Annotated in this window: 18 protein-coding genes; 6 read left to right on the forward strand and 12 right to left on the reverse strand. The window is 42.7% G+C overall.

The window, feature by feature from the left end; genetic code table 11:
* The first annotated feature begins 121 nt into the window (after positions 1–121).
* Both MuYL_RS10420 and MuYL_RS10425 read left to right on the forward strand, forming a co-directional pair.
* Entirely contained in the window at positions 122–1,222 is a 1,101-nt protein-coding gene (locus MuYL_RS10420; RefSeq protein WP_317043875.1) for an LLM class flavin-dependent oxidoreductase, read from the forward strand.
* Between the two features lie 9 nt (positions 1,223–1,231).
* Positions 1,232–1,927 (forward strand): sulfite oxidase-like oxidoreductase, encoded by a 696-nt coding sequence (locus MuYL_RS10425; protein ID WP_094570511.1) that lies wholly within the window; start codon positions 1,232–1,234, stop codon positions 1,925–1,927.
* A gap of 118 nt (positions 1,928–2,045) precedes the next feature.
* On the opposite strand, the gene MuYL_RS10430 is transcribed toward MuYL_RS10425, so the two are convergent.
* Positions 2,046–3,533: a nicotinate-nucleotide adenylyltransferase gene (locus MuYL_RS10430; protein ID WP_094570512.1), complete on the reverse strand. Its 1,488-nt coding sequence runs from the start codon at positions 3,531–3,533 to the stop codon at positions 2,046–2,048.
* Positions 3,534–3,852: 319 nt separating this feature from the next.
* On the opposite strand from MuYL_RS10430, the gene MuYL_RS10435 reads away from it, so the two are divergent.
* Positions 3,853–4,722 (forward strand): OmpA/MotB family protein, encoded by an 870-nt coding sequence (locus MuYL_RS10435; RefSeq protein WP_094570513.1) that lies wholly within the window; start codon positions 3,853–3,855, stop codon positions 4,720–4,722.
* A gap of 121 nt (positions 4,723–4,843) precedes the next feature.
* On the opposite strand, the gene MuYL_RS10440 is transcribed toward MuYL_RS10435, so the two are convergent.
* From MuYL_RS10440 to MuYL_RS10450, 3 genes are all read right to left on the reverse strand, one after another.
* Positions 4,844–7,279, reverse strand: coding sequence for an outer membrane beta-barrel family protein (locus tag MuYL_RS10440; RefSeq protein WP_094570514.1), 2,436 nt, complete (start codon positions 7,277–7,279; stop codon positions 4,844–4,846).
* A 108-nt stretch (positions 7,280–7,387) separates the two neighbouring features.
* Entirely contained in the window at positions 7,388–9,154 is a 1,767-nt protein-coding gene (locus MuYL_RS10445) for a M56 family metallopeptidase (RefSeq protein ID WP_094570515.1), read from the reverse strand.
* Between the two features lie 24 nt (positions 9,155–9,178).
* Positions 9,179–9,568 (reverse strand): BlaI/MecI/CopY family transcriptional regulator, encoded by a 390-nt coding sequence (locus tag MuYL_RS10450; RefSeq protein WP_094570516.1) that lies wholly within the window; start codon positions 9,566–9,568, stop codon positions 9,179–9,181.
* Positions 9,569–9,851: 283 nt separating this feature from the next.
* Between MuYL_RS10450 and MuYL_RS10455 the strand changes: the two genes are divergently transcribed.
* Positions 9,852–10,625, forward strand: coding sequence for an HAD-IIA family hydrolase (locus MuYL_RS10455; RefSeq protein ID WP_094570517.1), 774 nt, complete (start codon positions 9,852–9,854; stop codon positions 10,623–10,625).
* Positions 10,626–10,981: 356 nt separating this feature from the next.
* The gene (locus tag MuYL_RS10460) at positions 10,982–11,197 is read left to right on the forward strand and encodes a bacteriocin-like protein (protein ID WP_157740745.1); all 216 of its coding nucleotides are present in this window, start codon (positions 10,982–10,984) and stop codon (positions 11,195–11,197) included.
* Between the two features lie 76 nt (positions 11,198–11,273).
* Here the strand turns inward: MuYL_RS10460 and MuYL_RS10465 are convergent, their stop codons facing one another.
* The 3 genes from MuYL_RS10465 to MuYL_RS10475 all read right to left on the reverse strand — a co-directional run bounded on the left by MuYL_RS10465 (position 11,274) and on the right by MuYL_RS10475 (position 15,800).
* Positions 11,274–11,783 (reverse strand): DUF3347 domain-containing protein, encoded by a 510-nt coding sequence (locus MuYL_RS10465; RefSeq protein ID WP_094570519.1) that lies wholly within the window; start codon positions 11,781–11,783, stop codon positions 11,274–11,276.
* A gap of 280 nt (positions 11,784–12,063) precedes the next feature.
* Positions 12,064–13,119, reverse strand: coding sequence for a hypothetical protein (locus MuYL_RS10470; RefSeq protein WP_094570520.1), 1,056 nt, complete (start codon positions 13,117–13,119; stop codon positions 12,064–12,066).
* Positions 13,120–13,151: 32 nt separating this feature from the next.
* The gene (locus MuYL_RS10475) at positions 13,152–15,800 is read right to left on the reverse strand and encodes a glycoside hydrolase family 2 protein (RefSeq protein ID WP_094570521.1); all 2,649 of its coding nucleotides are present in this window, start codon (positions 15,798–15,800) and stop codon (positions 13,152–13,154) included.
* Between the two features lie 136 nt (positions 15,801–15,936).
* Between MuYL_RS10475 and MuYL_RS10480 the strand changes: the two genes are divergently transcribed.
* Positions 15,937–16,521, forward strand: coding sequence for an LOG family protein (locus tag MuYL_RS10480; RefSeq protein ID WP_094570522.1), 585 nt, complete (start codon positions 15,937–15,939; stop codon positions 16,519–16,521).
* Positions 16,522–16,523: 2 nt separating this feature from the next.
* Here MuYL_RS10480 and MuYL_RS10485 read toward each other — a convergent pair whose 3' ends face one another.
* The 5 genes from MuYL_RS10485 to MuYL_RS10505 form a co-directional block, all read right to left on the reverse strand.
* A complete protein-coding gene (locus MuYL_RS10485) occupies positions 16,524–17,729 on the reverse strand; it encodes an MFS transporter (protein WP_094570523.1) in 1,206 nt (401 codons plus the stop codon).
* A 93-nt stretch (positions 17,730–17,822) separates the two neighbouring features.
* Complete coding sequence (gene aroC, locus MuYL_RS10490; RefSeq protein ID WP_094570524.1) at positions 17,823–18,917, reverse strand: chorismate synthase; 1,095 nt, start codon at positions 18,915–18,917, stop codon at positions 17,823–17,825.
* Positions 18,918–19,026: 109 nt separating this feature from the next.
* On the reverse strand, positions 19,027–20,319 hold the full coding sequence (aroA, locus tag MuYL_RS10495; protein ID WP_094570525.1) for a 3-phosphoshikimate 1-carboxyvinyltransferase: 1,293 nt from the start codon (positions 20,317–20,319) through the stop codon (positions 19,027–19,029).
* Between the two features lie 95 nt (positions 20,320–20,414).
* Positions 20,415–21,542, reverse strand: coding sequence for a chorismate mutase (locus MuYL_RS10500; protein ID WP_094570526.1), 1,128 nt, complete (start codon positions 21,540–21,542; stop codon positions 20,415–20,417).
* Positions 21,543–21,686: 144 nt separating this feature from the next.
* Positions 21,687–22,595 (reverse strand): prephenate dehydratase, encoded by a 909-nt coding sequence (locus MuYL_RS10505; RefSeq protein WP_094570527.1) that lies wholly within the window; start codon positions 22,593–22,595, stop codon positions 21,687–21,689.
* Positions 22,596–22,752: the final 157 nt, after the last annotated feature.

A 22,752-nucleotide genomic window follows, 5' to 3' on the forward strand; every position in this document is an offset into this window, starting at 1 on the left:
AGTCTAATTAAGCGCAAAGATAATGGCATGATTTTAAAAAGCAAACATTATTTATAATTAGTTTAAATAAGCTTAAGCCGCGCTTGCTATTTTTAAGGATACTCGCCGTAATATATAATCCATGGGTAAATTAGTGGCCTTCCTTTGTTTAGGCAGCGTCATATCTGGCAGTCCAGCCTGCTCATGCTCTTTATATGCTTTAAATTTGGGGATGGGCTTAAATTCATTAAAAGAAATTTCTTATTCAGTGCTTGACCTTGCTACCGTGGTTGAGGGACAATCGATAGCAGATACCTATCATAATAGCCTGGAAAATGCACGCCAGGCCGAGCAGTTGGGTTATACACGTTACTGGTTTGCAGAACATCACAATATGATCAGTGTAGCCAGTTCGGCTACTTCGCTGCTGATAGGGTACATTGCAGGCAATACAACCAGTATCCGGGCGGGTTCAGGCGGTATTATGCTGCCAAATCATTCGCCGCTGGTAGTGGCTGAGCAATTCGGCACGCTAGCAACGCTTTACCCAGGCAGAATTGATCTTGGCCTGGGCAGAGCGCCAGGAACAGACCAGGCGACAGCTATGGCCATTCGTGGTGAAAATATGAATGCCTCGTTTTATTTCCCGCAAGATGTGGATGCCTTGCAGAAATATTTTTCAGACAATAACGCAAATGCTGCTGTTCGTGCTATTCCGGGCGAGGGGTTGGACATACCTATTTGGATATTGGGTTCAAGTACCGATAGTGCGAAGCTGGCTGCTGCCAAAGGGTTGCCTTATGCTTTTGCCAGTCATTTCGCGCCTACTTATTTTAGGGAAGCAATTGAGATCTACCGCAATAACTTTAAACCATCGGCTCAATTGAAGGAACCTTATGTTATGGCTTGCGTAAATGTAGTGGCTGCCGACACTGACGAAGAGGCCGATCGCCTTGCAACTTCTGTAAAACAAATGTTTATGGGCATAGTAACCGGTAAACGGCGACTGTTACAGCCGCCTGCCGAAAGCATGGAGGGGATATGGAATGTATTTGAAGAGGAAGCCGTAATGCAGATGCTGGCTTATTCCTTTATCGGCAGTAAACAAAAAATTAAGGCAATGCTAACAGATTTTGTAAATGAAACGGGCATTGATGAGATTATGGCTACTTCGCATATTTATGATCATCAGGCCAAATTAAAATCCTTCCGGTTATTTGCCGAGGTGTTAAATTTAGCTTAAATTAGGAATATGGAAGAACCTGAAAAATTGGATCGCATTGTTGAGGCCCGGATGAAACTTAAGGCGAGGTTTGAAGAAAAGATGGCCTTAACGCCATCCCTGGCTGATGAGAAGCCGAAAGGGTCGGGCAATACTAATCGGCATGGAATGCCCGCACTGCCAATTGGTCAAACCATAACTCACAAATGGCCAGTGCTGGATTTAGGTTATCATCCGGATATTCCGCTGAGCAAGTGGCGTTTGACGATAGATGGCGCAGTGGAAAATCCTATGAAATTTAGCTGGAAAGACTTTATGGATCTGCCGCAAACCAAGGATACTTCTGATTTTCATTGCGTTACCACCTGGTCGAAATTTGATATGCACTGGAAAGGCGTAAGCCTGCTTGACCTGGCGGCACTGGTACACCCAAAAGCAACGGCAACCCATGTAATGTGTTACGGCTATGATACCTATTCCACAAATTTATCGCTGGAAGAAGTGCTGAAACCGGATGTTTTATTGGTACATACTTTTGACGGGCAGCCGCTGGCCAGAGAGCATGGCGGCCCCTGCAGGATGATTACGCCACAGCTTTACGCCTGGAAGGGTTCCAAGTGGATCAAACGAATTGAATTCCTGACAGCTGATAAACCGGGTTTTTGGGAGGATAGAGGCTATTCTAACACAGCGTATCCATGGCGGAACGACCGGTATAGCGAATAAGTTTCGCGTCTTTTATCAGGATATTATTTGCCGGTATTTCCCAAAAAAATCCGGAAATCTTTGAACAGACTACTTCACTGTTGTATAATCTAACAGGCATGCAGGGCCCCAGCCTTATTTAGACTGTATCTATCAGATCGGCTGTGTTATCAGGCCCATTATTTCTTTTACTATCATCAACTTCGCAGGCATACCCGAATAAGCAACGCTCTTTAATCATATCAGCTACTTCTGCAGGCACGTATTCTTCCCAACCGGGGGTGCCCCGCTTTATCAGGTTAAGTACCTTATCGGTTTGTACGCTAAGGTTACTTTCTTTATAATGCCTGATATCCTCAATTTTATTGTTGGCTATCAGGTAACGGTAAAGGTCAATCAAATGTGCGGGTGGATGGTAGCGCAGGCAATTCCAGATCACGCCGTCGCGCAGTGTGGGGTATATAAAGAGTTTTACCTTACGGCTAAACAAAGTGGCGAACGACTCCAAAATTCCTCCCGGAAGGTCCTGGTAGTGTTCTTCCGAAAAAATATATTCCAGGTTGGGAAAACCTAAAACCACGCCAAGCTTTAACTTGGTGATTTTTGACATATACGCTACCAGTTTATAATACTCATGGAAATTTGAGATCATTACCGTTTGCCCGAGAGAGCATAAAATATCCACACGGTCAAGAAAATCCTTTTCATCAATATCGGCAGAGTGGTCTGCATCGCGTTCTTTTAGTGATTGCAGGGTAAGCTCGGTAACCACCATTACATTTTTCTGGTCAACATCCGGCTCCTGCATAAATTGTTTAACCCCGGTGTTCAGCATATCCAAATGCACATTAATAATAGGGCGGAAGCGCCCGCGGATAACCACAATGTGTTTTTTATATAACACCTCTGATGGCTGCAGGTTTTTGCCATCGGGTCCAAACAAGGCTGCGTCCGAAAATCCGTATTTCACTAGGTGGAGGCTCATCAGCCGGTTATCAACCTTGCTGAAATTAGGCCCTTCAAAACGGATCATATCTATCTGGATGCCATCTTTGGAAAGGTTATCCATCAGAGACAGCAAGAAAACGGGTGGGTACTCGTTGTAATAAAAGCACGCATATATAAGGTTTACACCTAGTATCCCCACTGCCTGCTGTTGCAGGTTGTTATCATTATCAAGTAACTTAACGTGTAACACCACATCGTTAAACGCGCCATTTGGCTCCAGCTGAAAACGGACTCCCATCCATCCATGCCCGTCGTTTGTTTTGTGATAATTTAAGGCAGAAAAAGTGTCAGAAAAAGCAAAAAAAGTGGTTGAATCTCCACGTTGTTTAGCCAGTCGCTCTATTAACAAGCCATATTCATGGTCCAGCATTGCTATCAGCCTTGGCTCGCTTACGTAGCGGCCACCTTTTTGTGTACCATAAATTACGTCAGAAAACACCATGTCATAGGCCGACATGGTTTTGGCTACAGTGCCTGATGATGCGCCTGCTTTGAAAAAATTTGCCGCCACGTCCTGGCCTGCGCCAATTTCAGCGAACGAACCATAAATTTCAGGATCCAGATTGATAGCCAGCGCTTTCTGTTTTGTCCCAATATCTTTATTGTGAAGGGTATCCATAGGGGCAGTTATTTACGTTTTAAAAGTACAATTTTTAGCGCAAGGATGGCTTTAGAAAATGCATAAATGCCTTTTTTTCTTTTTTTAGGGGATTTTAGGTAACAAAATAAAATTATAGTTAATTGCAATTAAGCGGGCCAACCCACCGGTATCTGAAATTGTATTTGTTATTGCAGAGGTTTGTGCGTTTACTTTTAAAAGCGATTGTTTTTTAGAAGGTGCACGTAGCTAAATATTTAAAACTTTAAGGAAGGTGTTTTGTTTAAAGGGTATTGATGATAAATGAATTATGATCAATTGCTAATTAAATTACAGACTCATGAAAATTAAATTTTTATTGCCGCTGATAATGCTGTTAGCGGTTGTTGCTCAAAGTTGCGTAAGCAATAAGAAATACGCCGAACTACAAGCGAATTATAATAAATCACTGGATACAAACAGTAAGTTAAAACAAAGCTGGCAGGTTACCCAACAGGAACTGGCAGGTTCAAGAAGCCGTGTGCAGAGTCTTGAAGAACAAATAGCTTCAGCCAAAACAAATGCGGCTGCTTTACAGGATGCGTTGAATAAATGTTTAGCCGGTAATAACCAGGGTAATGTAAACATTGCCAAACTCGCTGACCAAATTTCTGCCTCATCGCAGTACATTCGCCATCTGGTTGACCTGAAAAACAAGAGCGATTCATTAAATCAGGTACTTACCAATAACCTTACCCGATCGTTAAGTGCGGATGAAACAAAGGATGTGGATATTAAGGTGCTTAAAGGTGTAGTTTATGTTTCACTTTCTGATAATATGCTTTATAAATCGGGCAGTTATGAAATTTCAGATAAAGCCGGAACTTTGTTAAGTAAAGTAGCTAAAATCATAAACGATTATTCAACTTATGACGTGTTGGTTGAGGGTAACACGGATAACGTTCCTATCAAGCAAACAAACATCCGCAACAACTGGGATTTAAGTGCTTTAAGGGCTTCATCAGTAGTACAGGCGCTACAAACAACTTACAATGTTGATCCGAAACGGTTAACAGCCGGTGGCCGTGGCGAGTATAACCCGGTTGCTGACAATGGCACCCCGGGTGGTAAATCACAAAACAGGCGTACACAAATTATTATTACACCAAAATTGGATCAGTTTATGACGCTTATTGGTAAAGATCCCGCTCAAAAAGCACCGGGTCAATAATTAAATCTATAATATTAAAAATCGTAAAAAAAGCGCCGTTCAATAATTTGAGGGGCGCTTTTTTATGCCTGTTTACATTTTTGGCAAAGTGAATTTAATTGTGGTAACAGTTGGGTTTTGGCTAATTCTTAACCCTGTTCTGCTCACTTTCTGCAGCATTTTCATTGTGTTTGTGCTGATCGGAAATTGTTTTTCCAAACCTGTAGCTTAGCGAAACAACGGCAGTTCGGGTGTCACTTATATTTCTGTAATTGGCCAGGGTATTAGCCAAATTGTTAATATCTCCGCTATTAACAAACGTGTGGAAGATATCATTAACTATAAACTTGAGCGTTGTGGCAGGGGATAATTTTTTTGATAAAGCGGTGTTTACTTTTCCCCGGTGGCCAACTACAAACTGGCTGCTGGTAATTTTACTCTGATACCCGCCGTCCAATTGCGCGGTCCAATCGTTTCCTAATTTAAATTCTGTTATCGGACGGATAAAGAAGAAGGTACCCTGCGTGTTTAAGGTCCCGGTATAAAAGCTGCTTACCGTGTGGATATTTTGCACATAGGCAAACAGATGAAAGTTGAACCATTTAGCCGGCTCAAAACTAGCGTCAACGGTCAATGTTTTATTAACTGTACTGCCAATGTTTCCCGGACGGCTATAATATATGCCATTAATAATCTCAATAGTTTCATCTACATTGTCTTTTGTTTTGCCGTAGCTTAAACCAGCTGTAATATTTTTCCAGGTATAAGAAAGTTCAATATTGTTGGTGTACGATGGCTTAAGAAAGGGGTTACCGGTATAATAGGTAAACTTATCAATGGGCGAAAGGAACGGATTCAGGTCCTCATAGTAAGGGCGGTCTATTCGCCTGCCATAATTAAGGCTTAATGATTGTTTTCCTGCGGTATCAAGCTTGTATTGTATATAAAGGGTTGGGAACAGCCCATTATAATCTCTTTTAAATACGGAATCGGGTTTCTGAATGTTGCCCAACTGGTGCCCGTTCGAGATTGTGTTTTCAAATCTCAGTCCTGCCTGCATCGAAAATCTTTTAAAATCCCGGTTTGCGTTCAAATAAGCGGCATTTATTTGCTCCTGGTAAATAAAATGATTTGTTTTTCCGTAGTCGGGCGTAGTGACGCCGGCTGCCGTATAAAAGTAATCGGCAATATTGTCGGTTTTTGTATAACTTGATTTTAAGCCTGCCGCTAACTTTACACCGCCTGACAGGGGATGTGTGTAGTCTGCTTTTCCTGCAAAAATGTTAATGTGCGAGGGAAGGCTACCCGTGAGCAGATCGCTGTTTATCAAATTATTATCGGGTAAATAGGTTTTATTATCGAACGATTGGTTACTGGAGTTGCTGTACTTAATATAATCAAAATCAGCGGTAAGCTCCTTTCCGTTTTTATCGAATAGATGGCGATAATTGAGGTTGATATCGCCGTTTCTAAAATTATAGTGTTCCTTATTGTTTGCGATAATAGTTGAATCAAGGATGTTTTGGGCGTCCATCAGCTTGCTTGTAGCTATGGTATTTTGATCTGCCGGATGGATAAGACCGTTAAACCCAATTCCGAAAGTGGTTTTGTCAGACGCGTAGTAGTCTATTCCAAATTTTGCACTATAAGACCTTGACGTTCTGCGGATGAAAGAATTTTGTAAAAAGTTAGACTGAATGCTGCCGTCGGAATTTAAAAAATGCCGGTTAATATCCAGGTCATTAAAACCATTACCTGTTATATATCCAAGGTTTCCGGTGATATTTAGCTTGTTGTTGCGATAGTTGAAGTTAAAACTATTATTGGTTTTGCCATATATCCCTTGTGCATAACTTAGATTTAAGCCCCCATTAAAACCTTTCATCTTTGACCGCTTTGTGCGGATATTTATGATCCCGCCATTGCCGGCAGCATCATATTTAGCGGGTGGATTACTCATGAGTTCAACCTGATCAATTGTTGAAGATGAAAGGGATCTCAAATAGCTTTCTAATTCCGTGCCTTCAAGATAAGTGGGTTTATCATCAATGAATATTTTAACGCCTTTCCCTTTTAGGCTTACAGCACCATTATTATCCACAAGCACGCCAGGCGACTTTTCCAGCACGTCCAGCGCGGTTGAACCCGAATTGCTGATGAGCGCATCGACATTAACTACCGTCCGGTCAATTTTACGTTCAATTAAAGGTTTTTGGGAAGACACAATTACTTCTTTCAAAACATTGCCACTTTGGATGAGTGTAATAGCGGGTACGGCTTTGGTGTTATTCAATTGAAAGGGATCACTTTTGTAAGGCTTAAAACCTATCATGGTAACAGAAATACGATAATCTCCCTTTTTATCAACATCTAACGAAAAAAGACCGCCTGCATCTGCCAATGCTGTTTTAACCAGTGCAGAGTCTGCTGCAGTTTTTAAATAGACGGTAGCCCCATCGAGCGGTTTGCCGTTAGTGTCGCTTATTTTACCTGTTATTCTGTAAAGTGGTTGTGCAAATGCGAGAGTAGAGGCAATAGTGAGCCATGCGGCTAAAAAAGCCGTTAAGTTTAGTTTCATATGTGCTATTAGTGGATGGTTAAGTTAGTGCTGTGATTTTTATTTTTTAGACATGGGTAAGCCTATCCGCTCTTTTTGCGAATTTGATTATTGATTTATTTTATGAGTCTAGTTTTTTTGCTTGTCGGTAATACTGTTGGTTTCGCGTCCGGCATCAGTATCGTAATTATACATCCATGACCATTCACCCTTCCTGTTACCGGGTAGAACTACAAATTTCTCTTTGTATTTCTGGTAGATATTCTCGGTTTGTTTTTTACCGTTTACTATAAAATCTGAAGTGCTTATTTTAAATGACAGGTTATCTTTCGACGAAATTATACCATCTTTCATCAATTCACTTATCATTTTATCACGCCGTTCATCGCTTTTTAAAGAACTATACGGTGTGTAGGAAGAATTTGGTTTTGCAGCGACTGCTGAATAAGGCTTGGCTGGTTGGGCGGGGACGGCTGGTACCGCAGGTACAGCCACAGGTGGTGTGGGTAGCGTCGTTATTTTAGCTACGGCACTTATTGAATCACTTATTGCCAGCTTTTTTTGCGTCAAGGGATTTTTCGAACGGAGAGAACCAAGGCTTTGTTCGCGTGTTTTTAATCTTCCTTTGATAATGCCAAGCTGGGATAATATATTTTGTCTGCCGGTATCTGTAGTGCTTTCATTGAGTTTAGCTTTAACCACATTCAGCGTTGTATTGGTCGATGTGTCAGTTTTTCTGCTATCAGATACCTGTGCAATTTCAACAAATTTGTTTTTTGGCGAAAACGCTTTTTTAATATTGCCGGCAACATACATTGTTGCTTTTGTTTTATCAGCTACCAGCTTATTTATTTTTTCGGAGTTGGTAAAGGCGGCAGTAAATATGCCGGCAGTTAAAAGGCAAATAGCCAGCAGCGATTTTTCGATACGATTTAACGAATAATTTCGGTTTGATATAATGCGTGTTACCCTGTTTTTTAGATCGCCCTTGTTTCCTTTTAACGCCATTGCATAGGCAGGGGAGGAGGTGTGATATTCCTCGCATGACACCAGGGCTTTAATATAATTAACCTTACTGTTACTTTGTGCTACCGCAATATCATCGCAGCAATTTTCACGTTCGATTTTAATCAGGGCAGAGATCCATAATACCGCCGGATTAAAGAAAAATACAATCTCCAATAAACTTTGTAAAAGGTTTACCAGGTAGTCGGACCGGCGAATGTGCGCCAATTCATGGATTAAAATAGCCTCAATCTCCTCAGCCGGTAAAGCTGTTAATAAACCTACCGGGATTAATATCAGGGGCTTTAAATGCCCCACCACCATCGGGACCTTAGCAACGCCTGATTCCACAATATTTACCAGTCGCTTTACTCCTAGATTTTGTGCGAGCTCATTTACCCGTTTTTCCCAGGCCGGACCGACACCAAATATATTCTTGCGGCGCAAGTAGTAAATTCCCTGCAGGCCGGTGGCCAACTGCAATGAACGTGCACAAACAATCATAAACCAGATAAATACAATGGTGGCGGAATTCCTGTTAAAATAGCCGATAACTGTACCGGTAATTGATTGCTGCTTTACAGGATAATCATAATTGGAAGCTGCTTGCATCTTTATAGCTAAAGCCTGGTTATCATACACCGCATGGCTTGCCTGGGGCAATGCCCTGGTTATGCCATATATAAAAGTGAAGGCGGTGGCAACAGCAAATAAAGCAAGCGCTGTAATAAGCAGCTTGTAGCGTTTTGCAGGTGCTGATTGGTGGGTAAGCATCATTATAGCGCCGGTTACCGCTGCTAAAACGCAACCCTGCCATAAAGAATGGAGAAGCGTATTACAAAGCGCGCTGACTAAATTGTCCGGAAAAAGTTTTAAGATTGAAAGATCCATACCCCGTGGTTTAAATACAATATTTTATTGATCCAGTTTTTTCAACAGGTCCTTAATTTCCGCTAATTCTTGAGCAGATGTTTTCTTATTGCCCAGCAACTGCATCACCAGCTTACTCGCCGAGCCTTTGTACATAGCATCCACAAATTTGTCAAGCAGGTGCTCCTTAGTTTTTTCCTCTGCTTCGGCAACGCGGTAGATGTGCTTCATCTGGCTTTCATCACGCTTAAGAATTCCCTTATCAGCCATTATTTGCATTAATTTAAGCGTGGTGGTATAATTAACATCCTTTTGTTTAAGCAATTCGTCATTTACGTTGCGCACAGTTGACGGCCCCAGTTCCCAAAGCACCTGTAAAATTTCAAGTTCTGATTTGGTAGGTTCCAGCTGTTTGTTTTGATCTTTTATATTCATTGCGAATCAAAGGTAGAAAAAGTTTCGTACGAAACAAATATTATGAAATAAAAATTTCATTTAGCCCACCAGGTTATCGTTGCAGGTTTTGATAGCCTTTTTTTAAAATGCATTTGCCATCGGTTTTAAAATATTAAAATTAATTATTTGATTTAATAATGTATTGTTAATGTTGACTCGATTTTGTTGCGATATTTTTATTGTTAGCAAGCATTGTGTTATCTTTGATTATATGAATGCGAAAAGTTAAAGCACTCAATTTAACAACAAAAACCAACAATTTATGAAACACGGACTACTGATTGATATGGACGGGGTGATATATAGCGGCGAGGAATTAATTACCGGGGCAGATAAATTTATTGCCACTTTACTCGAAAAAAAGATCCCTTTTACCTTTATGACCAATAACAGCCAGCGCACCCGTTTGGAAGCGGTCAGGAAATTAAAAAGGCTTGGCATTGAAGTGTCGGAAGAACATGTTTACACCAGCGCTATGGCCACCGGGAAATTTCTGGGCGACCAAAGTCCCCGCGCAACCGCTTATGTGTTAGGCGAAGGCGGTTTGATAACCAGCTTGCACGAGAACGGGATTACGCTGGTTGACAGCGACCCGGAATTTGTGGTTTTGGGGGAAGGTCGGAACTTTACACTTGAAATGGTTCAGCGTGCCGTGGATATGATCCTTGCCGGCGCCAAGTTTATCACTACTAACCGCGATCCATCGCCAAAAAAGCCGGGTTGGAATAATTTGGGTATTGCCGCAACTACAGCTATGATTGAAGAAGCTACCGGGCGTAAAGCCTTTGTTACCGGTAAGCCAAGTCCGGTAATGATGCGTTCGGCACGGAAATACCTTGGTTTGGAAACTGCCGAGACTACCGTTGTTGGCGACACCATGGAAACCGACATCCAGGGCGGCGTACAAATGGGATATAAAACTATTTTGGTTTTATCCGGCATCGCAAAAAAAGAGCAGTTGGGTTATTACGCTTTTAAACCCGACCATGTGGTAAGCTCTGTTGATGCCATTGAGTTTCCGCTCAAATGGTGGTAAGCCAACAATTAGAAGCTGACGACGGGCGATCTGGTAATAACGCAAGCATTATAATAACGTTGATCGTCAGCTTCTTTTCTCATAAGTCAAAAGCGCTTAGCGTTTTTGAAAAATATTTTATACCTTGCTGTTGAGTTTCTACACTTGCATGAGACCGCTGTTTTTTCCTAAACTTAAATAGCAGGCTCAAAACTTTAATTAACTTATTCACATAGCAATGCTGATTAACCGGGAAACCGTATTTGTTAATTGGCTATATGGTAAAAATACTTTGCAAAGTAAAGGAGCATGCCCTTTGTTAAAACATGCCGCTTAATACCGGGGTGCTGTCCGGTAAAAAACTAAACCAAAAAATCATGAAAAAATTCAGTAAACTCAGCAGAACAGAAATGAAAAAAGTAACAGGCGGAAAGGTTGATCCTAACTGCCTGAGTTCAGGTACTTGTGCCGTAGTCAATTCAGTAGGAATTACGCTATATGGTACTTGCGATGGCATCAATTTCGGAACCGGCCTATGCGGCTGTACAGTAAATGGGGTAAGTTATGCCACTTCTGTATGTTCAAGGTTCTAATGTTAACAAAAACATCGAATAGCTTTTATAAGCTATTCGATGTTTTATAAGTTATGCCTGGTCAAAATCAGGGGCACTATTTCGCCGGCGCCAATGTTTCTGTTACCTTGCCGCAAGTAAGCATTTTGTCGCCATAGTAAGGGTTTTTGATTTGGTTGCTTTCGCTTAACCAGTAAGCCTTCTTCATAGGGCAATACTGCTCATAAATAGTGGCGGTATTGAGCTTAGCACCTTTTAAAACTTCAAACATATTTTTAGACAGGTTTGCAAAATGTTCACGCTGATGCTCTATATCGGCGGTTTCACTCATGTGCCTGCTGTCAAATATTAGTTTCTCCTGGTACTTTGCCAGTACTTTTTGTTGTTCTGGCGTTAAGCCTGCTTCCGGTTTTGCAGATAGTGCGGCAAGCAAATCTTTAGCTTTGATCTTTACAACGTTTCCATCACCGCTCACCAATGCATTTTTAACACTAAGGTATGCATTAACTATTTTATCAACAGAAGTGTTAGGTGCAGGAAGGGCGTTTGTATATACGCTGGCTAATGCAAGTGAAAGCATCAATGCCAATTTTTTTAAGATTTTCATAATTATTGTTTTATCAAAGTTATTTATAAATAATTTAGTTTCAGTATTTCTTCTTTTGTCAGAAGATCTGCCTGCATCACATAAAACCCGGGTAAATCCTCAAAAACACTTCGCCGCCCATTGGGCCGCTTCCATACAAGCTATGAAGCCTGGCATCAACACTATAATAAGTGAGCTGTCCGCCGACTGCCACATTATTGCCCTAATTTAAACAAATCGTAATTTAGCCCAAGTGTAACGGCATTTACCGGAAATATTGCGTCGTGATTGAGGCTTGTTGCTAAATTCTTTTGAATTTAACCTGGTTATTTTGCTCCCATACGCAAAGGGTTTTGTTGCCGGGTAAACTAACCGCCCTCAGGAAGCCTCCGCTGCCGATAACTGTTACGGTTTTGTTTTTAACAGCAACCAGTTTAACGGTATCATTGTTTTGCAAAGCTATGAAGGCGCTGCCGGTATTGCTTTCCGAAATACTGCATGTTCTTCCTTTTCCAATATAAACTTCAGGTTTGCCGGGTTCTGCATAATATATTATTCCTTTACGCTGCCAGGTGGTTTGAACACTATTGCTGTTACCAATAATAACGCCGCCACCATCCATAGGGCAGCCATTGAGCTTCCATGAGTCAAGTCCGAGCTTTTCGGCAGGCGTAAAAGATTTGCCATTGTTGGCAGATGCTGTCAGATACAGATCTCTTGATCCGTTTATCCAGTTCCTAAACATAATAACGACGTGCGCGCCTTTTACCGCAATGTTGGGCTTGCAGCATTCGCAGACATGCCCGTCGGGCGACCGGTAAGCCATAATATTTTTTGACCAGTTAACTCCTTTTGCGGATATTGAGGAGAAGTAAATTTGATTATTGCCGCCTGACCGAGTGTCCAACCAGGTGGCATAAAAGTTATCTTTATTATCCGCAGTTATACTCATTAAACCTTCTGGGGCACTTTTATTCAGGTCATTTAGTGTTCCCGCATCTTTCCATTTATTAGATTTGTGGTCAAGCCTGAACCAATGGATATTGCCTGCTTTGTCCATAGCGGTAATAATTGAAAAATTGGCGGAGCTTGCAATTTGCGGGCCGCGCGACATACCCAGGTGCATGTCAGCCACTTTAGCCACTAAAACCGGTTTTGAAAAAGTAACGCCATTATCGTTCGAGGTTACGCAAAATATTTCATCCTGCCGTCCAAACACAACTCTTATCACCCCTTTGCTGTCGCTGGTTACTTGAGGTTGCTGTCCTGCCGTAACAGAGTCATCTGCTGGGATGACCCATGATGTGACAGCAAAAATGGTTATAAGAGATACTATCGATAAAAATAATAATTTCATAGTTTAATAATAACGCTCATAAGTTCCGTCAATTACTTTTCAATTCCGATATGCTCACCAGTTTTGCTGCCCGCAGCGTCAATATTCCAGCCATTTACTAAAATGTAAGGCGCGCCTTTTCCTGCATATTTATCTTCATACCTGCATTTAATAGTGCGGCTTTCGCCAGGTGCAAGGGTAATATAGTTGTCTTCAAAAATAATGGGAAGAATGTCATCTCCGCCCTTTTCTTTTAACATACGTATATGTAAAAAAAACGCAACTGTTTTACCGGTATTTGTAAGCGAGATGTTGTACAACCCGCCGGCATCCGCTTTAGCGGTGCTGCTATTTATATTAAGAGTAGTTTTTGGCATACTGCCCAAAGCTTTATAATCAGCAAAGTTTGATTGCGGGGTATAATACCACGTCGATTTTTTCCAGTTAAGTTCATCCTTTTTGCCGGAAATCCAATACCAGTTGATGCTTTCAACCTTGCCTTTTGCATTTTTTAATTCTAATCTAACAAAATAAACATCGCTTAAGCCGTCAATCATTGGGAAGCGGAAACATTCTTTTGTGCCATCTTCGGCAACCTCTGCAGTAGTTTCTTTGGTGTATTTTAACGTGCCGTCAAGGTTGTAAATGCTTGCTTTCACCTGTAAGCCATTATATTGCCGGAGTGTGGAGTTGATAATATCCACCCCGTTTGATTTATAAGAATACATAATGTGTAATGGCTCAAGCGATTTCTTCATGCCGAAATAGGTGCCGGCAGGATAGAGGTAGTAATCATAGGTGTGCCAGATCAGGCTGGGCCATGGGTTGCTCAGCATCCATTGTACTACGCCTGTTGCATTGTTATACTTCCTCAACCCATAAGCCTCCATCATGGCGCGGTGCCCTTCATAGTTCTGCAATTGGGCCTTGTTTAGATAATCTATTATAGATGCCGAGGTACCATAACGTGCATAAAGTGCGCTGTCGAATATGCGGGTGTTCCCAAACTGCATGGTGCCGCAATGGTACAGCCAATCAAGGCTCCTGGTGTTTATAGAATCTTTTGGTAAAAATTTTATCAAGCTTTCATAAGGGGGGATTGAAGGGCCCGGCGAGATCTCTGTCGCGAAACTCCATGCGCCGCCATACTTGCCCGTATCGGCTTCCCAGTACGCGGGTGGCACCCAATCATAAGGACCGGCCATTTTAACGCCTGTGGGCCCCGATATTTTTGACGGGGTTTCATTGGCACTCGCTATGGTAGGGTTTGGCCATTTTAGGTCTGCCTCGATTGACAGCCAGTCAGCTTCTACCTTTTTATCCCGGGGCGGCATATCACTTCCGTTAAGCCAGGTAAGCATTGACGGTTTGTTACGCAGCCAGTACATCACACTGCTGTCTGATGCCATGGCTACCGTCCTTTTCGCGGCATCCCACCTTTCGGGGTATTGCCAGGCGCCGCAGCACATCCATCCCGTCATTACCAATAAGCCTTCACGGTCGCATATAGCGTAAAAATTATCGTCCTCCAGTTTGCCCTCCGAGCGAACAATATTCATGTTCATATCCCTCACAAGTTTCAGTTCCTGTTCCTGGCGTTCCTTTGAACGGCGCTGGAAAATATCAGGCGACCATGCCGCACCGCGCAGCATAATTGGTTTGCCATTGATGATGAATTTCCTGGCCTTATTGCTGTCTATCATAACAGAAGATACCTGCCTGATCCCGAAATTCTCTGCCAGTTCATTGCTGATTTTCCCGCTGCTATGTATTGAAAGCTGTATCCTGTTCAACTCCGGCTTGCCATATTCCCACGGCCACCAGATACGTGGATTTTTAATGTTCAGCTGCGGGTAATTTAGCGCATTAAAAGTTACCTGTTTCTTTTGGCGGGGTAATAAACGAACTTTCTGCTCAAAGCTGCTGTTACCATTGATCTTACCTTTTACCAGAGCATCCTGCGGCTCATCTGTGTAATTAACGGCTATAGCATCAACTTCTAAATGTGCTACCGCCAATGAAGGCAGATCAAATTTGGTTGTTACGAGCGGGTATTCGACCCCAACTTTCCGAAAGGTTTTTATTTCAACATTATTTATGATACCGTTATTAAAATCGGGCGGATAATGGATCCAGTCGGCGTAGTCAATTGCCAGGTCTCCGCCTCTTTTATTAGGATCAAAAGGGCGTTTTACTTCAACGGCCAATACGTTTGGGCTGTTGTATTTTATCTGTTTAGTGATATCCAGTTCAATAATCCGGAAAGGACCAACTACCTGCGTTGAATCAGCAATTAGTTTTCCGTTAAGCCAAACATTGGCTTTATAGTTTATCCCCTGGAGCTTTAGTACTACATTTTTACCTCTTTCAGATCCGGGCAACTTAAATTGCTTGCGAAACCACCATGGTTTATCTAACCGCGCATCATTAAGCCTCTCGAAATTCCTCCCATAAAACGGATCAAAATCATATACCTTGTTGGCCAGTAAGCCGGCAATAACGGTTGTGGGTACACTTACCTTATACCACTTGCCGGTGTTAAATCCCGTATTGGATACCTTGGCACCTGTTGATTGGTCGGTAACGGCTGATTGCATGTTCCAGCCTTCCTTTAACAGTAAGCGATAGTTTTCTGATGCCTGCTGTGCAAATGAAAACCGGCAGGCAATACAAAGCAATGCAAAGAGTATAAGTTTTTTCATTATTCAGGTTTAATGACGGCTAATAGCCTGTTGAATAGCGGATGTAAATAACGGTTTACAATTTTAACAAAATAATACCATAAACTTTTTTTAGTCATCTACTTTTTACGACCTTCGGCACTATAAAACCATTACTATGAAAGCAATCTGTGTTTTTTGCGGTGCCAATTTCAACGGTGACCCGCTATTGCAACAGGCAATTGAAGAATTGGCCGCAATTATGGTGAGCCGGGAAATTACCCTGGTGTACGGCGGCGGGAAGGTTGGGGTAATGGGAATTTTAGCTGATGCTGTTTTAAACAGGGGAGGAAAGGCGGTGGGAGTTATTCCCCGGTTTTTGATGGATAAGGAAGTTGGGCACCGCGGCTTAACCGAACTGCATATAGTTGAGAATATGCACCAGCGAAAGCAACTGATGAATGACTTGTGTGATGGGATAATTATGCTGCCAGGCGGTTTTGGCACGCTGGAGGAATTTTTTGAGGTTTTAACCTGGCTACAGCTTGGCCTGCACACCCACCCGGTAGGCGTATTAAACGTCAATGGGTTTTATGACCTGCTCCTCAAACAAATGGATGTAATGGTTGAGCAAAAATTTCTGAAGCCGGCTAACCGAGCCCTGGTTTTAACATCAGGCGATGCTATCGAATTGGTAAACCTAATGGATAATATTGAGATTAAGCCGGATGAGGTTTGGTTCAGGGATAGGAATTTAACATAAAACTACAGGCTTTTTACAAGCCTGTATAATAAGTAATACCCACCAGCTGCTACCATGCTCAACCCGCAAAGTGCCCACCACAGTAGGCTAAAACCGCCATAGGCAATTATTAAACCACCGGTGAGCGGAGCAACCACCTGTGCTGCCGACCATGACATGGTGTACAAAGCGGCATACTCGCCACGGTTATAGTCTGTTGAGCGGCTGATCCAGAATGTATTCATAAACGGCATAGCCAGCATTTCGCTAAAAGTCATCAACAAAACTATAAATATAGCGGCCACCGTTCCCGCTGGTAAAAACACCAGCATTACAAACCCAAAGGCGCCCATTAAAACACCTGTTATGATATATAGTAAACCGTTTCGCCTGCCTTCGAGGTTATGGACCAGCACCATTTCAACAACCCCTATCAGTATGCCGTTTAACGCCATAAGGAAACCGATAAAACTTTCACTAAAGTGCCACTGGAGCTTATAAAACACAGGCTCCATGATGAAAAACTGGAAAAAACACATAGCAAACAAGGTTGAGAAGAAGATAAAAACCAGGTAGATACGGTCCTTGTAGGCTGAGATCTTTACAATCCCTTTTTCTATTTTTTTTATGCTGTTAACCACGCTGGACCTTGGCATTAATCTCAGCAAAAACAGGGCAGCTGTAATATTTGTCAGCCCATCAACCCAAAACAATAAGTGATAATTTACCGCCGCTATCAGGCCACCCAGGCCTGCTCCAACTGCCCATCCTAAATTTACTGCCAGCCTGTTGAGCGAGTAGGACCGGGTTTTGTTTTCGGGCGTGCTGTAATGCGCTATAGCTGTTGAGTTTGCCGGCCTGAAGGATTCATTGCAGAGGCTTAATATAAACGTGCCGATGCTAACGGTTAAGAAGGTATGCTGGTAGCCTAAAACTAGAAATAGCAGGCCGCCGCTTATTAAGGCACCTACCTGAAGGTCATAAAAGCCAAATTTATCGGTTAGTTTACCGCCGATAAATGCGCCGCTTATTGATCCTACACCAAACAAACTCATAACGGTCCCGGCCTCAACTATGCTGAAGTGTAATTGCTTGATACAATATATACTCATAAAAGGGACCACCATGGTACCGCTGCGATTAACCAGCATTACAATGCTAAGGAACCAACTGTTACGCGAAAGGCCGCTATAAGCTTTTTTATATAATTGGATAAAGGAGGTAAACATGGTTGCACAAAGTTAGATGGTTGAGGCGAAAGGTTAAAAGTAATTGGCGAAAGGTTTTAAACTGAAGCCGTCTTGCCTTTTTCCTTTCGCATTTTACCTCAATATCGCGTTCCTGTTGCGCAGCCAGTGATCGGCCAGCACCAAGGCTGCCATTGCTTCAACAATGGGTACTGCACGTGGAACCACGCATGGATCATGACGGCCTTTGCCTGAGATCTCTGCAGCGTTGCCTTCACTGTCAATAGTGGCCTGGTTATGCATAATGGTGGCAACCGGTTTAAAGGCTACCTTAAATTCAATAGGCATGCCGTTGCTTAAACCACCCTGGATACCGCCCGAATAATTGCTAAGGGTGCTGATATCGCCCAAATGATTTTTGATGAAGATGTCGTTGTGTTCTGAGCCGCGCATTTCGCTGCCCGAAAAGCCCGAGCCATACTCAAAACCGTGTACCGCGTTGATGCTCAGCATGGCCTTACCCAAATCTGCGTGCAACTTGTCAAATACAGGCTCGCCCAAACCAACCGGGCAGTTTAAAATATGGCAGCTTACTTTACCGCCAACCGTGTCACCTTGTTTGCGAATGGAATCAATATATTCGATCATTTCTTCCGCAGTTGCCGGGTCTGCACAGCGAACGATGTTTTTTTCACGTTCGTCAATAAATTCCTGGGCGGCTTTTATTTCAACGTTTGGGGCATCAATTTTACCAACGCTGCTTACGTGGGCAACAATTTCAATGCCCTGTGTTTTTAAGAGCAGTTTAGCCAGGGCACCCGCCGCCACGCGGGCAGCAGTTTCGCGGGCAGATGAGCGGCCACCACCCCGATGGTCGCGGATGCCGTATTTTGTTTGGTAGGTATAGTCAGCATGCGAAGGGCGAAACACATCCACATTATGCGTGTAATCCTTTGAGCGCTGGTCTTCATTCGGGATCAGCATAGCAATTGGGGTGCCGGTAGTTTTGCCTTCAAACACACCTGAAAGTATTTTTACTGTATCGCTTTCCTTGCGCTGTGTAGTGATTTTTGATTGCCCCGGTTTGCGTTTATCAAGTTCCCCCTGGATGTAATCCATATCAACTGCCAGCTGTGCCGGGCAGCCATCAATTATTACACCAATAGCTTCACCATGCGACTCGCCAAATGTTGTTATCCTGAATAGTTGTCCGAATGAATTGCCTGCCATTTTTATTTTTTTGATTTCACCGATTGGTGAATGATTCTACTGATTTTTTCCATTGTCATTGCTTAGTACCTCGTAATGACAAGTTTATTAAAAATTTCGCCTTTTGCCTTTATCCTGTCGCCTCTGCCTCAAATCCTACCTTCTCCAAATCTTTCCAAAACGCCGGATATGATTTTTCAACCACATCTGCATCTTCAACTTCAACCTGCGGGATTAGCAAGGCCAGCGGCGCAAAGGCCATCGCCATGCGATGGTCGTCGTAGGTGTTTATGAAAACGTATTCGGGAATTTGTTTTTCGCTGCAATCCAGCTTATAAACCTGGCCTTTTTCTGTCAGTTTCACCCCAATCTTGGCAAGCTCGTTTTGCAAAGCCTTTATGCGGTCTGTTTCTTTTATCTTCAAAGTTTCCAGCCCGGTAAAGGTAGCTTCGTGCCCTAATGCGGCGCATATCACTACAATAGTTTGTGCAAGATCCGGGCATTCCTTCAAGTCAAAGATCTTCCGGGAGATAGCCTTTGCTTCCTTTTGCAGGTAAACACCACCATCCTTAAATTGTGAAGTGATGCCGAAGTTGGCCATAATCTCGGTGATTACACTGTCGCCCTGTAAGCTATACTGTGTTAGTCCCGGTAAAAATAGTTCGGCCTCATCAGCTAATGCCGCAATGGCATACCAATATGAGGCAGCGCTCCAATCCGGTTCAATATACAGGGAAGTAGTTGTGAAATCCTGATTTTTAATGGCTATCACATTGACCTGCCATGTATGCTGAATACCTGCAGTTTGCAGCATGGCCAACGTCATTTCTACATAAGGGCGCGACGTAAGATCGCCTTCGATATGCAACTCTAAACCAAAAGGCAGCCGGGCTGCTATAAGCAAGAGCGCAGTAATGTACTGGCTGCTTATATTTCCTTTTATACTGACCTTATTAGACTGCTGCACTAAGCTGCCTTTTAGTTTGATAGGAGGAAAGCCCTCGTTTTCTACATATTCAATTTGAGCACCCAGTTCACGCAATGCCTCCACCAGAATGCCTATCGGGCGTTGCTTCATCCGTTCGCTGCCGGTTAGTATTACTCCTTCATCCTGCAAAGCGAGGTAGGCAGTTAAGAAGCGCATAGCTGTACCGGCAGGACCAACATTTATTTCGGATAGCGGATGTTCAATGCGGGAATCATCCGCACCGCTGATCTCTAATTTCCTGTCTTTAACTTCTGCGCGCAAAATTCCGGCAAGTAAAACGGCATCTGCAGCGTCTGATATGTTTTCAACCTTAACCTTGCCATTACTTAGCGCCTCAATGATCAATGCACGGTTACATTCACTTTTTGAACCGGTGAGTTGCACCGTACCTTTTACTGATTTGCCTTTTTTGGTAAGGATGATGTTATGTTTCATTAAAATATATTCCTGTAGAGACGCAATATTTTGCGTCTCTGTATATGATTTCCAGTTCAAGAAAAGCAATATATTGCGTCTCTGCGGAGTTTGGTTTACGCGTGCGTTAATTTATCAGCTGCCTGACCTGCTTCGTCCTTGTTCATTATTTCGGTTTGTTTACGGATAGATTCAGCGTGGATAAGTTCCAGCAATTTCTCTGTAAAATCAGTGTTAAGTTTTAAAGCCTTAGCATAGTTGGTACGTTTGTTAAGGATCTCATCCCAACGGTTAACCTGTAAAATGGTGATGTTGTTATCCTTTTTATAGTTACCTATCTGCTCAACAATCTTCATTCGCTCAGCCATCTTTTGGATTACCAGGTCATCAATTTTGTCAATCTGGTTACGCAGTTCTTCCAGCTTATCTTTAACCTCTGAGTTGCGGATCTCGGGTTTGCGTAGTGTCAGGTGTTTAATTATCTCCACCAACGCATCAGGTGTAACTTGTTGTTTAGCATCGGTCCACGCTACACTTGGGTCAATATGCGATTCAATCATTAGTCCCTGCATATCAAGATCAAGCGCTTTTTGTGAGATATAGCCAATCAGGTCACGATTACCTGTAATATGGCTTGGATCATTTATTAAAGGCAATTCCGGAGCAAGCGTTTTAAGTCCGATAGCAAGGTCCCACATTGGTTCGTTACGGAAAGCACTCTTTTCGTGTGATGAAAACCCGCGGTGAATGGCGGCCAGCTTGGTTATGCCTGCGTTGTTAATCCGCTCCAGTGCGCCAATCCACAATGAAAGGTCAGGATTAACAGGGTTTTTAACCATCACGGGTACATCAACGCCGCGTAAAGCGTCAGCAATTTCCTGTACAGTGAAAGGGTTTACAGTTGAACGTGCGCCAACCCACAAAATGTCAACACCTGCTTTTAAAGCTTCTTCAACGTGTTTCGCGGTAGCCACTTCCACAGCGGTAGGCAAGCCGGTTTCTGCTTTAGCCCGTTTAAGCCATTCCAAACCAATGCTTCCAATACCTTCAAACTCACCCGGACGTGTACGCGGTTTCCAGATCCCTGCGCGCAAAGCCGATACACGGCCTGTTTTTGCTAATAAATGCGCGGTTGCTACCAGCTGATCTTCTGTTTCGGCGCTGCATGGCCCTGCAATTAATAAGGGTTCACTGCCCGTTTTAATCCAGGAACTTAATGGTTGTATGTTTAAATTCAGTTTCATCGTTTATTTTTTTTGTCCCGAATCCGGGGAATGATTTTTATATATTTTAATTGTTTTTTTGCTCTTTTATTTTCAGAAATCAGGTTTTCTGTTTTGCATGTTTCTTTCGGAGTTTCCGGCTTCCGGAGTTTTCCGACTGCTCCCTCAACTCATCTTTTTCATATTTATATACGTGCGCGGCACTTTTTCATTTCTTACTGTTTTGGGTAAAGTGCTGTTCTCTTCATCATGTCTTTCATACTCACCCAGTATATTGAAATTTTGCGTGTATTTAAGGATCTGCCTGATGGCAGTATCATATTGTTTGGCATCATCCCATTCAACATCTACGTAAAAGTTATATTCATTACGTTTCCCCAGTATGGGCATACTCTGTATTTTACTCATGTTAAGGCTTTGCTCGGCAAAAATGTTCAGCACTTTTGCCAATGCGCCAACCTTGTTGCTCACCTGGAAACATAACGACGCTTTGTTAGGATTCTTTTTAACTACATTTTCATGATGGGTAAGAATCAGGAAACGGGTAAAGTTCTTTTTGTTCGATTCAATTCTACGCTCCAAAACGTCCAATCCGTACAGCCGTGCCGCTAAGGTGTTTGCTATGGCAACCGTATCAGTAAGCTGCTCATCGCGGATGCGTTTTGCACAGGCTGCAGTATCGTTGCTTTCAACAATGTTTAAATGGGGATATTCATCAAAAAAGTCAACACATTGACGGATGGCAATAGGGTGGGAGGTTACGTTTTTAACGTCCTCAAACTTTACGCCCGGCAATGCCATTAAATGCAGCTGGATGGGCAGGTAAATTTCGCCAACAACGGGGAAGGCATAGCTAAGCAGTAGAGAGTAATTAGGTAAAATACTACCGGCAATGCTATTTTCAATAGCCATTACCACATAGTCCGCATTTTTGTTTTTTAATGCCTCGAACGTTTGTTTGAAAGAGTTGCACTCAATGGTTTGTATGTTTTCACCAAAATACTTCAGTGCGGCCTCTTCGTGAAAAGAAGCGCGGATTCCCTGTATTGCAACTCTCAGATTTTCGTTTTTCATTAATTTGGTTCCTAAATTCCCTTTAAAGCAAAAAGTCCCGGTTTTTGGCCGGGACTTTTCAGTTTCTTATATGTTTGTTATCGCATATTAGTCCCGGCTCTTACTGTTAAAGTAAAAGTAGTAACCATAAAAATATGCGCTGTTAAATTTCATTTGT

Source organism: Mucilaginibacter xinganensis, from assembly GCF_002257585.1.
In the GTDB taxonomy this organism is placed as follows: domain Bacteria; phylum Bacteroidota; class Bacteroidia; order Sphingobacteriales; family Sphingobacteriaceae; genus Mucilaginibacter; species Mucilaginibacter xinganensis.